General features: G+C 36.9%; 14 protein-coding genes and 1 rRNA gene. 7 read left to right on the forward strand and 8 right to left on the reverse strand.

The genetic code is table 11. From position 1 onward, the window contains the following. From Q1V95_RS08795 to Q1V95_RS08805, 3 genes are all read left to right on the forward strand, one after another. Window positions 1-471: tetraacyldisaccharide 4'-kinase (locus Q1V95_RS08795; protein ID WP_300672822.1), on the forward strand; the 471-nt coding region annotated here is incomplete at its 5' end. Beyond that, a complete protein-coding gene (locus Q1V95_RS08800) occupies window positions 455-1,270 on the forward strand; it encodes a purine-nucleoside phosphorylase (RefSeq protein ID WP_300672824.1) in 816 nt (271 codons plus the stop codon). The genes Q1V95_RS08795 and Q1V95_RS08800, both read left to right, overlap by 17 nt. A 204-nt stretch (window positions 1,271-1,474) precedes the next feature. After that, a complete protein-coding gene (locus Q1V95_RS08805) occupies window positions 1,475-2,002 on the forward strand; it encodes a TlpA disulfide reductase family protein (protein ID WP_300672826.1) in 528 nt (175 codons plus the stop codon). 127 nt (window positions 2,003-2,129) lie between these two features. On the opposite strand, the gene Q1V95_RS08810 is transcribed toward Q1V95_RS08805, so the two are convergent. The 4 genes from Q1V95_RS08810 to Q1V95_RS08825 are packed head-to-tail and all read right to left on the reverse strand — an operon-like array spanning window position 2,130 to window position 6,776. Then, the gene (locus tag Q1V95_RS08810; protein WP_300672828.1) at window positions 2,130-3,359 is read right to left on the reverse strand and encodes an ABC transporter permease; all 1,230 of its coding nucleotides are present in this window, start codon (window positions 3,357-3,359) and stop codon (window positions 2,130-2,132) included. 11 nt (window positions 3,360-3,370) lie between these two features. After that, window positions 3,371-4,123, reverse strand: coding sequence for an ABC transporter ATP-binding protein (locus Q1V95_RS08815; RefSeq protein ID WP_300672829.1), 753 nt, complete (start codon window positions 4,121-4,123; stop codon window positions 3,371-3,373). An 18-nt stretch (window positions 4,124-4,141) separates the two neighbouring features. Continuing rightward, window positions 4,142-5,437, reverse strand: a complete 1,296-nt coding sequence (locus tag Q1V95_RS08820) for an efflux RND transporter periplasmic adaptor subunit (RefSeq protein WP_300672831.1) — start codon at window positions 5,435-5,437, stop codon at window positions 4,142-4,144. Window positions 5,438-5,447: 10 nt separating this feature from the next. Next, on the reverse strand, window positions 5,448-6,776 hold the full coding sequence (locus Q1V95_RS08825; protein ID WP_300672833.1) for a TolC family protein: 1,329 nt from the start codon (window positions 6,774-6,776) through the stop codon (window positions 5,448-5,450). Between the two features lie 190 nt (window positions 6,777-6,966). Here Q1V95_RS08825 and dinB point away from each other — a divergent pair, with 190 nt between their 5' ends. Continuing rightward, window positions 6,967-8,055, forward strand: a complete 1,089-nt coding sequence (gene dinB / locus Q1V95_RS08830; RefSeq protein WP_300672835.1) for a DNA polymerase IV — start codon at window positions 6,967-6,969, stop codon at window positions 8,053-8,055. 12 nt (window positions 8,056-8,067) lie between these two features. Here dinB and Q1V95_RS08835 read toward each other — a convergent pair whose 3' ends face one another. After that, window positions 8,068-8,724 carry a hypothetical protein gene (locus Q1V95_RS08835; protein WP_300672837.1) on the reverse strand — a complete coding sequence of 219 codons (657 nt, stop codon included), beginning with the start codon at window positions 8,722-8,724 and terminating at the stop codon, window positions 8,068-8,070. 49 nt (window positions 8,725-8,773) lie between these two features. Between Q1V95_RS08835 and Q1V95_RS08840 the strand changes: the two genes are divergently transcribed. Both Q1V95_RS08840 and Q1V95_RS08845 read left to right on the forward strand, forming a co-directional pair. Then, on the forward strand, window positions 8,774-9,220 hold the full coding sequence (locus tag Q1V95_RS08840; RefSeq protein WP_300672839.1) for a hypothetical protein: 447 nt from the start codon (window positions 8,774-8,776) through the stop codon (window positions 9,218-9,220). Window positions 9,221-9,261: 41 nt separating this feature from the next. After that, the gene (locus tag Q1V95_RS08845; RefSeq protein ID WP_300672841.1) at window positions 9,262-10,125 is read left to right on the forward strand and encodes a GH25 family lysozyme; all 864 of its coding nucleotides are present in this window, start codon (window positions 9,262-9,264) and stop codon (window positions 10,123-10,125) included. Here Q1V95_RS08845 and Q1V95_RS08850 read toward each other — a convergent pair. After that, window positions 10,102-11,001: a carbohydrate kinase gene (locus tag Q1V95_RS08850; protein ID WP_300672843.1), complete on the reverse strand. Its 900-nt coding sequence runs from the start codon at window positions 10,999-11,001 to the stop codon at window positions 10,102-10,104. The two genes, Q1V95_RS08845 and Q1V95_RS08850, sit on opposite strands and share 24 nt — an antisense overlap. Before the next feature lie 193 nt (window positions 11,002-11,194). Here Q1V95_RS08850 and Q1V95_RS08855 point away from each other — a divergent pair, with 193 nt between their 5' ends. Next, complete coding sequence (locus tag Q1V95_RS08855) at window positions 11,195-13,090, forward strand: ABC-F family ATP-binding cassette domain-containing protein (protein ID WP_300672846.1); 1,896 nt, start codon at window positions 11,195-11,197, stop codon at window positions 13,088-13,090. On the opposite strand, the gene Q1V95_RS08860 is transcribed toward Q1V95_RS08855, so the two are convergent. Both Q1V95_RS08860 and rrf read right to left on the reverse strand, forming a co-directional pair. Then, a complete protein-coding gene (locus Q1V95_RS08860; protein WP_300672848.1) occupies window positions 13,087-14,169 on the reverse strand; it encodes a tyrosine-type recombinase/integrase in 1,083 nt (360 codons plus the stop codon). The genes Q1V95_RS08855 and Q1V95_RS08860 overlap by 4 nt on opposite strands. A gap of 593 nt (window positions 14,170-14,762) precedes the next feature. Next, window positions 14,763-14,862 (reverse strand): 5S ribosomal RNA (rrf, locus tag Q1V95_RS08865); the annotation flags it as partial.

Consider the following 14,862-nt stretch of genomic DNA (forward strand, 5'->3'; position numbering starts at 1 on the left):
ACCAAATGTCCAGATGATCTTACGGAAGAAAAAAAACAATATTACATTTCAAGAATAAAACCACAACATTATCAGAAAGTATTTTTCTCCTCTATAGAATATGACGAAAATGTAATGAGCATCGACAAATATATGCCAGTCAAAAATTTGGATTATTACGATGTACTTTTGATAACTGGTATTGCTAACCCAACACAAATTGTAAAAGAAGTCGGCAAATATTCTAAAAAAGTAAAACATCTTAAATACAAAGACCATCACAATTTCTCCGATGATGACATCAAAAAAATTGTGGCAGAATATAAAAAACTTGGCGAATACAAGATGATTTTAACCACAGAAAAAGATTATGTAAGACTCAAAACTTTTGACTACTTGCGTGACAAAATCTTTTATTGGCCAATTAATGTAGAAATAGACAATCAAGAAGCGTTTAATCAAATAATCAACGATTATGTTAGAAAAAATTAAAGAAACCGCAGCGTTCATCAAAAATATCATCCAAGACACACCAGACTTTGCAATCGTGTTAGGTTCTGGACTTGGAAAACTTCAAGACGAGGTACAACCTATCCACACCATTGAGTACGAAGACATCCCTAACTTCCCGCAAGTAACGGTTGTTGGTCACGGTGGCAAGTTAATCTACGGAATTCTTGAAGGCAAAAAAGTCTTGATGATGAGTGGTCGTTTTCACTATTACGAAGGTTATCCAATGGAGACTGTGACTTTCCCTTTCAAAGTTTTCCACTTGTTGGGCATCAAAAATCTATTGTTATCAAACGCTTCGGGCGGTGTTAATCCTAACTTCCACGTTGGTGATATTATGTTGGTGAAAGATCATATCAACATGATGCCAGAACATCCATTGCGTGGTAAAAACATAGACGAGCTAGGTCCAAGATTTGTGGATATGAGCGAAGCTTACAACAAAAAAATGTTACAAACTGCGCACGATGTTGCCAAAGAAAATAACATTTTGGTACACGAAGGTGTCTATGTTGGTTTGCAAGGTCCAACGTTCGAAACGCCGTCTGAGTACGGATTGGTTCGTTTCATCGGAGGCGACGCTGTTGGTATGAGCACAGTTCCGGAAGTTATTGTTGCAAAACACATGGGAATGGACGTTTTCTGTATTTCGATTATTACCGATTTGGGTGGTCCCGAAATCGCTTTCGCCGTGTCGCACGAAGAAGTGCTAAATGCTGCTAACAAAGCAATGCCAGACGTTATCAAAATCGTAAAAGGTTTGGTAAAAAACTACAACTAAAAGTTTTAAAACATAATATAGATGCACTCAATTTTTTGGGTGCATTTTTATTTGGGCGCCATTTCCGCCTACGGTTCCCGCTTTTGTGATATTGGGGCGCAAATCCCGCGTTCTTAGCCAATTTCGATGATAGAATTTAATTATCATTTAATAAGAAATAGCAAAGCAATAATTCTTTAATTTTGCAGCACAACAATTAGAACAATGAAGAAGATTTTTAGCATCCTTAGTTTATTTATCCTTGCTTTGGGATATTCTCAAAAAATACCAGCTGTTAACAAAACAAGTTTTAGCAAAGAAGCTTTAGCCGAAAAAATGCAAGATGAAGATGGCAAAACAATCAGTGTAAAAGAAATTTTATCCCAATATAAAGGAAAAGTTGTCCTCATCGATTTTTGGGCAAGTTGGTGTAAAGACTGTCTTTTAGCCATTCCAAAATCAAATGAACTGGCAGAAAAAAATCCAAATATTCAGTTTTTATATTTTTCGTTAGAGCGCAACAAAGATGCTTTTGACCACAGCATTGACCGATTTAACATGAAAGACAAAGAAAATTTTTGGTTCGCTTCTGGTTGGAAGAATTCATTTAATGATTATATTGAGCTTAACTGGATTCCAAGATTTATGGTGGTTGACCAAACTTCAAAAATTGCAAAATATTATGCAATTTCACCAGAAGACCCAGACATTCAAACTACAATTGACAAACTTATAAAACCAAACTCAAATTAACATTTGAGTTTTTTTATTCCCAAAAATTAATCCAAATACAACTTAGATTTAACTCAAAAATATTTTTAGAATTTAAAAACAAATTCAAAATCTAGCCATTCAAAAATGTTTTAAAATTGAGAAAAAACTACTCATAACGTAAAGCTTCGATTGGGTCAAGTTTGGACGCTTTCAAAGCAGGATAATAACCGAAGAATACACCTGTAATTGCGCACACCAAAAACGATAGAACAATCGATGATTCCGTAATATAAGTTGGCCAAGCTAAAAACTGTGTCACCAACTTTGCGGAAACAATTCCGAGAATAACGCCGAGCACGCCACCCGTTAAACTTATCAAAATCGCTTCAATCAGAAACTGCATCAAAATATCTTTGCCTCGTGCACCAATCGACATCCGAAGACCAATTTCTTTAGTTCGTTCCGTTACCGAAACATACATAATATTCATAATTCCGATGCCACCAACAACCAAAGAGATTCCTGCAATCGCCGTCAAAAGTACGGTTAACAATTGACTGGTCGAGCTGATGGTATTTATCAATTCAGCTTGAGTTCTTACCGTAAAGTCATCGTTATTCCCATCCATCGATAGGCGATGTTGGCGTCTCAAAATGTTTGAAACTTCATCGGAAGCAGCTGCTGAAGTATTTTCGTTAGCCGAAGCTGCATAAATTGTTTGGACATAGACAATTCCCAATAATCTTCTTTGCACCGTATTGAAAGGCGCCAAAATAACATCATCTTGGTCTTGCCCAAAAGTATTTTCACCTTTAGAACTTAGCACACCAATAACTTTCATTGGGATTTTATTAAATCTAATAACCTGCCCTACTGGACTATCTCCATTTGGAAAAAGATTGTTAACAACCGTCTGTCCCAAAAGACAAACTTTGCTCGCACGTCTAACATCATCATCTGTAAAGGCGATTCCATCGGACAAAGGCCAATCCCGAATATCCAAATAAGAGGGATAGACACCTTGCATTTGCGTTGGCCAGTTTTGTGCACCATTAATCGACTGTCCATTGGAAGAAACCGCTGGTGAAACGGCTACAACATCGGGTGCTCCTTTTTTAATAGCATCAATATCTGGCATTTTCAAAGTTTGCAATCCTGACGAGCCAATCCTTGCGCCACCAGTAACATTGGTATTACTTTGTGGTCGTATGGTTATCATATTAGAACCCATATTGCTGAGTTGGTCGCTAATACTTTTTTTGGAACCCTCACCAATAGCAGTCATCGCAATCACCGAGCCAACACCAATAATAATACCGAGCATCGTAAGAAAGGCACGAAGCTTATTTCGCAATATTGCACGAAAAGCAATTCTGAAAAGATTAACGATATTCATAATTCGAGGTTCTAATAATCATCACTAACAGGTAAGTTGTCTAGCATTTCTTTAGCAGATTTTATCTGTTCATTTTTAACATCTCTAACAACTTTTCCGTCTCGCAAAAAAATTGTCCGTTGGCTAAAAGCCGCAATATCTGGCTCGTGTGTTACAAAAACAATGGTTTTGGATTGTTTGCTATTAAGCTCCTGCATCAAAGCCATAATCTCGTAAGACGTTCTGGTATCCAAATTCCCTGTTGCTTCGTCTGCCAAAATCATAACTGGCTCATTAACCAAAGCTCTCGCAATCGCAACACGCTGTTGCTGTCCACCAGACATTTGATTGGGAAGATGGTCCATTCGGTCTTCCAGCTTGACAGCCTTTAAAGCGTTAAGAGAACGCTCGTTTCGCAAATCTGCCGACACTTCAGAATTGTATAACAAAGGCAATTCGACGTTTTCTTTGGCAGAAGTTCTGGGTAACAAATTGTACGATTGAAACACAAAACCTATTTTATGATTTCGAAGTTGCGCTAACTCGTCCTTTGACAAGGATTCTACATTAACACCATCCAAAATATAATCGCCAGAAGTCGGTTTGTCGAGACAACCTAAAATATTTAACAAAGTTGATTTCCCCGAGCCACTACTTCCCATAATTGTCACGAACTCGCCTTTTTCAATTCGAAAACTAATACCTTTTAGCGCCCGAACAGTTTCTTCGCCCATTCGGAACTCGCGAACCAAATCTCTGACTTCTAAAATTACATCTGCTGCCATTTCATTTTAGTTTTAAAATTAACGAGGTCCGCCACCAGCATTTCCGCCGCCTTGTTTTTTGTTACCGCCACCTCTTTGTGGCATAAAAGGACTTTTCGCGGAGTTCGAGTTTCCAGATTTAGTATTGCCAATCACTTGATACCCTGTTACAACAACATCTTTCTCATCAAGTCCCGAAAGGATTTGAGCTTCGGTTTCGTTGTTAAGTCCAACTTCTACAATCTTCTTTTGAAGTGTCATATCTTTTTTAACCCAAACAACAGCATGACTGCTAGCTCCCGAACTTGTTCCAGATGTTGAACCCGAATTAGTATTCGAAGTTTCTTGCTTATGATGTTGGGATTTATTTTTCTTGCTAGAATCCATTCCTTGCACCTGATATTTTTGCGCGACCAAAGAATCAGGTTTGAAGCTCAAAGCTTTGGATGGAATTTTAAGCGCCTTAGGAATGTCCAATGTTGCAACAGTTATATTTGCCGTCATACCTGGTTTTAAAAGAAGTTCGGCATTATTAGCATCAATTATTGTGACATAGTTAACCACATTGGCAGAAACTGTTGGATGGAGCCGTATTTCTTGCACGACGCCTTCAAACGTTTTATCAGGAAAAGCATCTACCGTAAAAGTCGCTTTTTGTCCCGTTTTAACATTGCCAATATCTGCTTCATCAATAGAAGCTCGAACTTGCATTTTGGTTAAATCTTTAGCAATACTAAATAATGTCGGTGTACTAAAACTCGCTGCAACCGTTTGTCCCTCACTTACATTACGAGAAAGGACGGTACCATCAATCGGAGAATAAATATTGGTATATGCCAAATTTTTGTTTGCCGAAGCCAATTGCGCGGTTGTTGCTGCAACATTATCACGAGAAGCATTGAATTGATTCATTGCTGCTTCCAAATCTGCTTTGCTAATTGCCCCAACTTTGTAAAGCTGTTGCTGACGATTGTAATTGCTAGTTTGGTAGGCGTAATTGCTTTTCATCTGTTGCAAATTAGCTTGTATTTGTGCGGCTTGCGCTGTTAATATCGTTCTGTCTAATTGTGCTAAAAGTTGCCCTTTCTTTACCACCGAATTAAAATCGACATAGACCTTATTAATAGTTCCCGAAACTTGTGTACCAACTGCAACGGTATCGACAGGCTGCACCGTTCCTGTAGCCGTAATCGTTGTTGCAATATCTCCTACAACAGGTTGGGTAGTGTTTAGGTTAATTTCAATTTTCTCTTCGCGACTTCTCCAAAACCAAATTGCACCAATAACAACTGCAATAATTGCAATCCAGAGATATGTTTTTTTATTCTTTTTCATAATTTCAGTTTTATAAAGTAAGAGATTGGCCTGTGTAGAATTCGTAGATTTTTTGGTTGAGAACGGCAGAATATTTCGCTTGAATGTAGGCTTGCAAAGCTTGTATATACAAAGACCTTTGTTGTTGCAATGCCACCAAATTAATATTACCAAGTTTTAGCTCCGCCGTAGAAATGTCGTAAGTTTCTTTATTAATATTGTACTGAACTGCCGCCGCTTTGTATTGTGCAATTGAATTTTCTAAATTAATGTAAGCTTGTTCAACTTCTTGGTTGAGAACCGTCTCTGTATTCAGCTTTGTCAATTGCGCTTGCTCAATATTAATTTTTGCCTTTTCGACCGCAGTTTTATAAAGCCTTTGGTTGTAAATCGGAATCGACAAACTCAAACCAACAGATTGATAAAAATTGTCGCCCCATTGCGTAATAACACCAGTCCCTTGATGGTCAGCAAAAGAAGTGTTGATGCCACCACCAGCACTTAGAACTGGAAGACCATTGGCTTTAGATTTTTTAAGTTCCGTTTCTGCAATCTCAACACCCAACTGGCTGTTCTCAATTTCTGGTCGAGACGCTTGTGCTTTTTGTTGAGCATCCTTTAAAGCCAAATCAACATCACCAACATTAACATCCAAGGATTTAACAATCTGAAAATCAAAATCCGATGGCAATTGTAGAATTTGTTTAAGATTAACAATATCGCTTCTTAGCTGATTTTGAGCGTTGACAAGATTATATTCGTCGTTGGCAACTTGTGACTGAAATTGCAAATAATCTTTCTTAGCAATACTTCCGAATTTATATTGATTCTCAGCTTGCGCCAACTGCGATTTGGTTGTACTCAACAAATTTTGAAGATAGACAATGTTCTCTTGCACCATCAAAATATTAAGATAAGCTTCAGCGATATTAATGCTAATATTATTTTCAGCTTCGCTAACGGATAGGTTCGCAGACTTTACTGAAAGGTCTTTTGACTTGATATTGTTGTTAATATAGCCACTATTATAAAGAACCACAGAGGATGACACGCCAATATTATTAGAAAAATTCGAACGCAGTTGCAGTTGACTATTATTAACGGAAAGGCTTTCGATACCTTGGGACACACTTCCGCTAAGGCTTGGCAATTTTGAAGCTTTCGCCTGAAGCAAATCTTGTTCAGCGGATTTTTCGTTAAGTCGTAAACTGTTAATGCTGATATTATGCGCTTTGGCATAAGTAAGACAATCTTGCAAAGTCCATTCTGTTGGCAAATTTTCACCAACCTGCGCATGCAATTTGACAATTGTAAAAGAAGAAAAAACCGTAAGCGCAATAATAAATCTAGTAATCCTCATGGTCATTGTTTTTAGAATAACACAATCAACAATACATTTTTAATAACATTAAAGCATATTAACAATCAAGCCAAAACCAAATTTAATTAAATAAATCATAAAAATTTAACTTAATTTTTACGAAAATAAAATTTTAATTAAAATTTAAAAAACAGAAAAGCTTTACAAGGAATTCTTAAATTTGTAAACAATGCCTGCTGAACCAAACAGAAAGATTATTCACGTTGACATGGACGCTTTTTATGCGTCTGTGGAGCAACTCGATAATCCTGATCTGAAAGGCAAACCCATTGCGGTAGGTGGTGGACATCGTGGTGTTGTCGCAGCAGCAAGTTACGAAGCCCGAAAATTTGGCGTACGATCAGCGATGCCAAGTAAAACTGCAAAAGAAAAATGCCCACATCTTATTTTTGTTCCGCCAAGATTTCCGCGATACAAAGAGGTTTCCAAAAAGATTAGAAATATTTTTTACGAATACACGGATCTTGTCGAGCCTTTATCTTTGGACGAAGCTTATCTTGATGTCACCGAAAACAAAAAAGGCATCGAATCTGCCAATCAAATCGCTAAAGAAATCAGGCAACGCATTTTTGAAGAAACAGGATTGACGGCTTCCGCAGGGATTTCGGTGAATAAATTTTTAGCAAAAGTAGCTTCTGACATTAACAAACCAAATGGTCAAAAAACCATACATCCGCAACATGTCGAAAAATTTTTGGAAGAGCTTCCCGTAGAAAAATTTTATGGTGTTGGAAAAGTGACCGCCAACAAAATGTACAGCCTTTCCATTTACAAAGGTGCTGACATCAAGAAAAAAACATTGGAAGAGCTGACCAGACTTTTCGGGAAATCGGGGCAATACTATTTCAATCTTGTCCGAGGTATCCACAATAGTGAAGTGAAGCCAAATCGAATCCAAAAAAGTGTTGCTGTAGAACGGACTTTTATCGATGATCTATCCGACGAGCAACAGATTGATGAAAAACTAAAAAGTCTAAGTGAGGAATTGCAAAACCGACTTTCCAGACACGAGATTCTGGGCAAGTCTTTAACTTTAAAAATAAAATACAAAGACTTTTCCCTGTACACGCGAAGTTTTACCAAAACCGAATATTACCAATCCAAGGAGGAATATTACCGAACTGCAAAAAACTTGTGGAAGCAACGACCTTTCGACCGAGCTGTGCGACTTTTGGGATTATCGTTGTCAAATCTTAACACCGAAGAAAAAAAGCAAGTCTCTATTCAATTGAAAATTCCGTTTGAGGATTTAGATTGAGAATTATTTTGATTATTGCAAATCCTCGTAGGTCACTTCTTTGTTTACCAAAATATTGAGATAGTTGAGCACCGAAGAATTTGCTTGTCCACTTGTAATAATCTTTGTGGGAAACAAAATTCCGTCAAACATTTTATAATCGGAAAACTCCTGATTGCCTTGTGAAGTTTCGATTTTCGAAAGAAGTTTTGTCTCTTTGTCAAAATAAACTTTTGCTTCTGGCTTTTCTAAAACATAAAAATTCTGCTGACCTTTCTTCATTTCTATAACTTTATTAAAATCTTTGGCATCAAATTCAAAAGCAGCGATTAATTTTCTAGATTTTAATTTTTCAACAATTGACGGTGACAAAGCTTCACGATGATCACCTTGGCTAATGTATCCGAATTTTCCATCAAAAAACTGAACAACATCTTCATTACCCAACTTCTGTGTTTTCTTAAAAATGTTAGGCGCAATCCAAGCTTCCGTTCCTAAAAACTTATTGCCATCAACAATCATTTCGGTTTTCATTTTTAGATATTTTACTTTTTCCAAATTTTCTAAACCTCCCAAAGCATTATAATAATTAGAAATAACTTCGCTAGAAGTCGGAAGTTTTTGACCAAAAAAACAACAACCGATTAACAGGAAAAAGAAAATTTTAAGTTTAGAAAAATAGGAAATCATAAGTGCTTTAATTAGATTTGTTGGTCAATAATCTTTCAAATTTATAAAAATGCCCATTAATAAAGCGGAGCTTCAAAAACAATTGTTGGAAATTCTCACTCAAAAAATTGCAAAACTCGAGCAATTGATAGACGACACGCGTACTTCCAACAACGATACCAAAAGTAGTATGGGCGACAAATATGAAACTGGAAGAGAAATGTTGCAACAACAAATTAACAACCTGCAAGTTCAACTTAATGAACTTCAGCAACAATTTAGCTTGGTCAAAAATCTAAATATCGCAGAAAAAAAAGTAGTTAGCCTTGGCAGTTATGTAGAAACTTCTTTATCAAAATTCTTTATCGCCGTTTCTCTTGGAGAAATAAAATTTGAAACCGAAAAACTATACATTATTTCTGACAAAAGTCCGATTGCCATAGCGCTTCACAACCATAAAAAAGGCGATATCATCACCTTCAACAATCAAAAAATTGAGATCAAGGAAATCCACTAAATCAAAAGGCAAATCGAGATTTCTTTCGTAGTTTTGCCTCGATGAAAAAAGCGATTCCTAATCAACGAAAATCCAGAAAAAAGCAACTTCAACGCCGCCAGTTGAAAAAGAAAATAATGTGGTGGACATTGGCTTTTGCGATATTTGGGCTTTTAGGAACTGGCTACTATCTAAAAGAGAAAATCCACTTTTACTATTCTACTTACTTTAACAAATTTCATCACAAAAAACTAAAAAACTCCAAGGAAGAAGAAGCGCGCATCAACCGAATAATTGGCGATTATGCAACCCAAACTTTTGGTTTTGACATTTCGCATTATCAAAATAAAGAGGACATCAAGTGGGATAGTTTGAGCATTGGCAACAAAACTATTCCTTTAAAATTTGTGCTACTTCGCGCCACGATGGGTAATAAAAAATCGGACAACAATTTCGAACATTTTTGGGAACAAGCGAAAAAGCACGACTTACTTCGTGGCGCTTATCATTATTATCGTCCAGATGAAGATCCTATTTTGCAAGCCAACTCTTTTGTTTCGGTGGCAAAACTAGAATCTGGAGATTTGCCGCCAGTATTGGACATCGAAAAAATGCCGCAAAAAAAATCCAAAGAGCAACTTATCAAAGATTTAAAATTATTTTTAAAAATCTTGGAAGATGCCTATGGTGCTAAGCCAATTATCTACACCTATTATCATTACAAAAAAGATGTTCTCACCGACGAGTTCGATGATTACACACTTTGGTTAGCAAATTACAACGATATCCCAACACCGTCTCCCGATGACAATTGGAAATTTTGGCAATTCACAGAAAACGGAATTGCCTACGGCATCAATGTAAAAATTGACCTTAATATCTACAACGGAAGTTATTGGTCGCTACGACAGCTGACCTTGGATTAATTGCAATACTTCGTGCTTATCAATTTTTGAAGTTGGTCCTTTTTTAGTTGCAGCAACCGCACCAACAGCATTTGCATAAGCCAATAATTCGCTGTAATCTTCTTCGGTTTCGCAATCTAAAATTTTAGAAAGCAAAGCCGCCAAAAAACTATCTCCGGAGCTAATCGTGTCCACAACGTCCACCTCGAATCCTTGGTGCGTGTACAATTGCTCGCCCGTTAATAGAACCGCACCGTTTCTTCCACGCGTCACGCAAATCTGCGCAGTCTCGGTATATTCTGACAAGAATAAAATATTAAGTTCCAAAGACTCATTATCTGCGCCAAGATGCTTAGCAAGATAGCGAAGTTCGGCTTCATTTAACTTAATAAGGTCAGCTTGTTTCATAAGTTTCACAATCTCATCAAAATCGCAAAATGGCTTCCGAACATTGACATCGAAAACTTTATATTTCGCAATTTCTAATAAGTTATACAAAGTTTTTCGCGAGACATCACTTCTCGCAGCCAAACTACCATATACAAAAATATCCGCTGCACCAACGGCGTCTTCAATTTCCGTACTAAGATCAATGTTGTCCCAAGCGGCTGGCGATTTAACATCATAAATAGCTTCACCATCTGCATCAAAATGCACAATGGCTTCACCAGTTGGGAAGTTTTGGTCAATCTTGATGTAGACACCAGTAAGATTAAGATTTTGAATATTTTGTAAAAGTGCGCGACCATCGGCATCATTTCCGATTTTAGAAACGATTCGCGATGGTACACCAAAGCTAGATAATCTAGCAGCAACATGCAAAGGAGCCCCTCCAATTACTTTCCCAGTTGGGAAAATATCCCACAATACTTCTCCGAAACAGATGGCTTTTCTCATAGGTTTAATTTTATTCCTAAGATAGCATTTTTAAAATATGACTAGCAATTAATCTTTCATTTCTAACAATTTTTAACAAATTTTAAACATTTTCAAAATTTAGCAATACAAATAATAATCACAACTCAAATTTCTTTGTCGGAAAGACTTTCCAAACCTGAATTAAAACAATTCTTATTCGTATTTTTGACCTATGAATTACGTGACGGCAGAACATCTTTCAAAATCTTATGGATTGAAAGTATTATTTGAAGACATTAGTTTTAACATCAACGAGGGCGAAAAAATTGCGATTGTTGCCAAAAACGGGAGCGGGAAATCGACACTTCTCAAAATATTAATGGGAAAAGAAATTGCCGACCAAGGTTCTGTACTGATTAACAAAGACATCCAAGTTGTACTTTTTGACCAAGAAATTAGCTTTGACCCGAATCTTACGGTTGAAGAATTTATGATGACATTGGATTCGGCACCGATTGTTGCGCTTAAGAATTATCATTTGTCTTTAACGTCTACCGATCACGATTTCATAGAAAAAGCACTTCTCGAAATGGAAGCGCACAAGGCTTGGGATTTGGAAAATGAGATGAAGCAAATTTTGTCGCAACTTCAGATTACCGATCTTTCTGTCCAAATGGGAAAACTTTCTGGTGGACAAGTTAAACGTGTTGCCCTTGCAAAATTGTTGACCGAAACAAGAGCCGAGCATCGCCACGTTCTTTTGATTATGGACGAACCGACCAACCACCTCGATGTCGAAATGGTAGAATGGTTAGAAAATTATCTTTCTAAACAAAAGATTACGTTGCTGCTCGTAACGCACGACCGATATTTCTTGGATTCGGTTTGCGATACGATTTGGGAAATGGAAGATGCCCAATTGTATATTCATAAAGGTGGCTACGCGACTTATTTGGAAAACAAAATGATTCGCGAAGAAAACATGGATGCGACAATCGACAAAGCCAACAACCTTTACAGAAAGGAACTAGAATGGATGCGTCGTCAACCAAAAGCGAGAACTACAAAATCAAAAAGCAGAATTGATGCGTTCTACGAAACCGAAAAAGTTGCTAAAACAGATACTAGAAAACAAAGTCTAGAATTGGATTTTGAAATGCAGCGCCTCGGAAAAAAGATTCTAGAACTAAAACATATTGATAAAGCATTTGGTGATAATATCCTTTTAAAAGATTTCAATTATCAATTTCAAAGAAGTGAGAAAGTTGGAATTGTTGGTAAAAATGGAGCTGGAAAATCAACTTTACTTAATATCATTCAAAACCTCGAAAAGGCTGATAGCGGGACAATAGAAACTGGTGAAACGATAAGTTTCGGTTACTTTTCCCAAAAGGGTTTAGCCTTTAAAGAAGACGAGCGCGTTATTGATTTCATCAAAGAAAAAGCCGAATATTATCCTTTAGCAAATGGAAGAAGTCTTTCTGCTTCTCAGTTTTTGAGATTGTTTTTATTTGATGACCAAACGCAGTATTCACCGATTTCAAAATTATCTGGTGGCGAAAAACGTCGTTTGCATCTTATGTATGTTCTGTATCAAAATCCAAACTTCTTAATTTTTGATGAGCCTACCAATGATCTGGACTTGCCAACATTAACGGTTTTGGAAAACTTCTTGTTACAATTCCAAGGTTGTTTAATCATTGTTTCGCACGATCGTTATTTTATGGACAGAATTGTTGACCATGTTTTGGCATTCGAGGGACAAGGAAAAATAAAGAATTTTGTTGGCAACTTTACAGAATACCGTGATTGGAAAAAAACACAAGATTTTGAAACTAAAAAATTAGATGAAGCAAAATCTAAAGTCAATACAGAAAGTACTCCTGCTGCTTCACAACCAAAAGTTTCAAAAAAGAAATTATCCTTTAAAGAGCAACGCGAGTTAGAGCTTTTAGAAAACGAAATGCCAGAGCTAGAAAAAAAACGTGATCTAATTTTAGAAGCTTTAAACAACGAAACTGATTATGATAAAATCGCTGGGCTTTCAAAAGATTTAGAAGAAATTTCAGAAAACCTAGAAACCTCGGAAATGCGTTGGCTAGAGCTGCAAGAGATTTTAGAAGCTTAAATTTTCTTATTCATCCGATCTAAAGGCGAAACCACATTCGAAATATTTTTATCCGTTACTTCGGTGTAGATTAAGGTCGTTTTAATACTGTTATGCCCAAGCAGTTTTTGGATTAACGAAATATCCGTACCATACTCCAAAAGATGCGTCGCATAGCTATGTCTCAAACTATGGATACCAACCTTTTTTGTGATCTTAGCTTTCGCCATCGCTTGTTTAAAAACCGCTTGGGCACTTCGCTTCGAATATTGCCCGCCACTCTCGCCCTCAAAAAGATAGTATTTAGGTCGAAAAGCTTTGTAATACTCCCGTAGTTCGCCAAGAATAGATTCGGGCAAATTAACATACCTATCCTTTTTGCCTTTACTGCGTTGGATAAAGACTTTTAACTTGACACCGTCCACATCCTCTACTTTAAGATTGATAATTTCACTAACCCGCAATCCCGTGCCATAACAAAGCTTCAGAATCAGCAAATGCTTAATATTAGAAGTAACGTCGAAGAGTTTTTGAATATCTTTTTCATTGAGTGCTTTCGGTAAAATAGAAGCTTTCTTAGGTCTCGGAATATCAACGAAAAATTTAGTTCTACCCAGTACTTTTTCAAAATAAAATTTGATAGCATTCATCCGGCTATGGATTTGGTTTTCTGACAAAGTCAACTCCTTATGACAATATAGAAAATAACTTCGTATTTTCTCCTCTGTGAGATTCTGAACAGGATAATCTCCAAGAACATTCAGAAGCTGCGAAAACTCACCACTATAAGTTCTAATCGTACTTTCTGTAAAAGATTTTAAGGTAAGCAAATCCTGAAGCTTAAAGAGTTCTTCCCTATTCACCGGATCTATGGCATCCAAAAATTTCTTACCATGATACCTTGACTTAAAACCAAGTAAAAATCGCGCAAAATTGGAGTCTAGGATATAGTATAAACGAGATTCTTCGTCTAACAAAATCTCAAAATTATGTTTGATAAGACATGCGGGCATCATAAACATTTCCTCGCCCAACCAGATAACATTGGCTTTATTTAGAATCCCAAACTTTGGAAAATCAATAACAAATGCTGGCTCCATCTCTATTTAGCTAAAGAATAAAGTTAAGTAAAATTCAAGAATAAATTAGATAATCGAATTAGAATTTATTAGAAGCACATTCCCGCTTTCACTACTCGCTTTTTTGTGCCGAGCTATTTCCAACTGCATACAAAAAGAGCTCAAACCTAACGAAGTGGTTCGACGAAGTCAAACATGCCGTTCAATCGGGGATAGGTTTTCTCATTATTAGCTGTTGGCTGTTGGCTGCTAGCTTTTAGCTTATAGCAATCAGCTTTTATCTTCTACCAAATTCCTAGTATCTATTGTTTGTTATCGTGTAGGATTATTATTGAATAAAACTTATAATTAAATGTAGAACTGTAGTATTTCTTGCTACTCATACGAGCAGGACGCTCTAAACAACAGTAAGAGGTTTTTTGTTTAAAATCGAACGAGCAAGATGCTCGCACGAGCGAAGCTGGTTGGCTGTTAGCTTTTAACCTATAGCTAATAGCTAATAGCTAATAGCAGCTACCTACCCTCCTAAGACCTTCTACCTTCTACCTAATACCTACATCCTATATGTCCAAACAAAAAAAGCTCATCAACAATGTTGATGAGCTTTTAAAAAAAACTGGCGGCGACCTACTCTCCCGCGCTAGCAGTACCATCGGCGCTAGAGGGCTTAACTTCTGTGTTCGGAATGGGAACAGGTGAGCCCCTCTGCTAAAA

The sequence above is a fragment of the Soonwooa sp. genome (genome assembly GCF_030151385.1).
GTDB lineage: Bacteria > Bacteroidota > Bacteroidia > Flavobacteriales > Weeksellaceae > Soonwooa.

What these genes read in the sequence shown, in the direction of transcription:
- Q1V95_RS08800 (WP_300672824.1), top strand. Translation starts at nt 455, where the DNA reads ATGTTAGAAAAAATTAAAGAAACCGCAGCGTTCATCAAAAATATCATC.
- Q1V95_RS08805 (WP_300672826.1), top strand. Translation starts at nt 1,475, where the DNA reads ATGAAGAAGATTTTTAGCATCCTTAGTTTATTTATCCTTGCTTTGGGA.
- Q1V95_RS08810 (WP_300672828.1), bottom strand. Translation starts at nt 3,359, where the DNA reads ATGAATATCGTTAATCTTTTCAGAATTGCTTTTCGTGCAATATTGCGA.
- Q1V95_RS08815 (WP_300672829.1), bottom strand. Translation starts at nt 4,123, where the DNA reads ATGGCAGCAGATGTAATTTTAGAAGTCAGAGATTTGGTTCGCGAGTTC.
- Q1V95_RS08820 (WP_300672831.1), bottom strand. Translation starts at nt 5,437, where the DNA reads ATGAAAAAGAATAAAAAAACATATCTCTGGATTGCAATTATTGCAGTT.
- Q1V95_RS08825 (WP_300672833.1), bottom strand. Translation starts at nt 6,776, where the DNA reads ATGAGGATTACTAGATTTATTATTGCGCTTACGGTTTTTTCTTCTTTT.
- dinB (WP_300672835.1), top strand. Translation starts at nt 6,967, where the DNA reads ATGCCTGCTGAACCAAACAGAAAGATTATTCACGTTGACATGGACGCT.
- Q1V95_RS08835 (WP_300672837.1), bottom strand. Translation starts at nt 8,724, where the DNA reads ATGATTTCCTATTTTTCTAAACTTAAAATTTTCTTTTTCCTGTTAATC.
- Q1V95_RS08840 (WP_300672839.1), top strand. Translation starts at nt 8,774, where the DNA reads ATGCCCATTAATAAAGCGGAGCTTCAAAAACAATTGTTGGAAATTCTC.
- Q1V95_RS08845 (WP_300672841.1), top strand. Translation starts at nt 9,262, where the DNA reads ATGAAAAAAGCGATTCCTAATCAACGAAAATCCAGAAAAAAGCAACTT.
- Q1V95_RS08850 (WP_300672843.1), bottom strand. Translation starts at nt 11,001, where the DNA reads ATGAGAAAAGCCATCTGTTTCGGAGAAGTATTGTGGGATATTTTCCCA.
- Q1V95_RS08855 (WP_300672846.1), top strand. Translation starts at nt 11,195, where the DNA reads ATGAATTACGTGACGGCAGAACATCTTTCAAAATCTTATGGATTGAAA.
- Q1V95_RS08860 (WP_300672848.1), bottom strand. Translation starts at nt 14,169, where the DNA reads ATGGAGCCAGCATTTGTTATTGATTTTCCAAAGTTTGGGATTCTAAAT.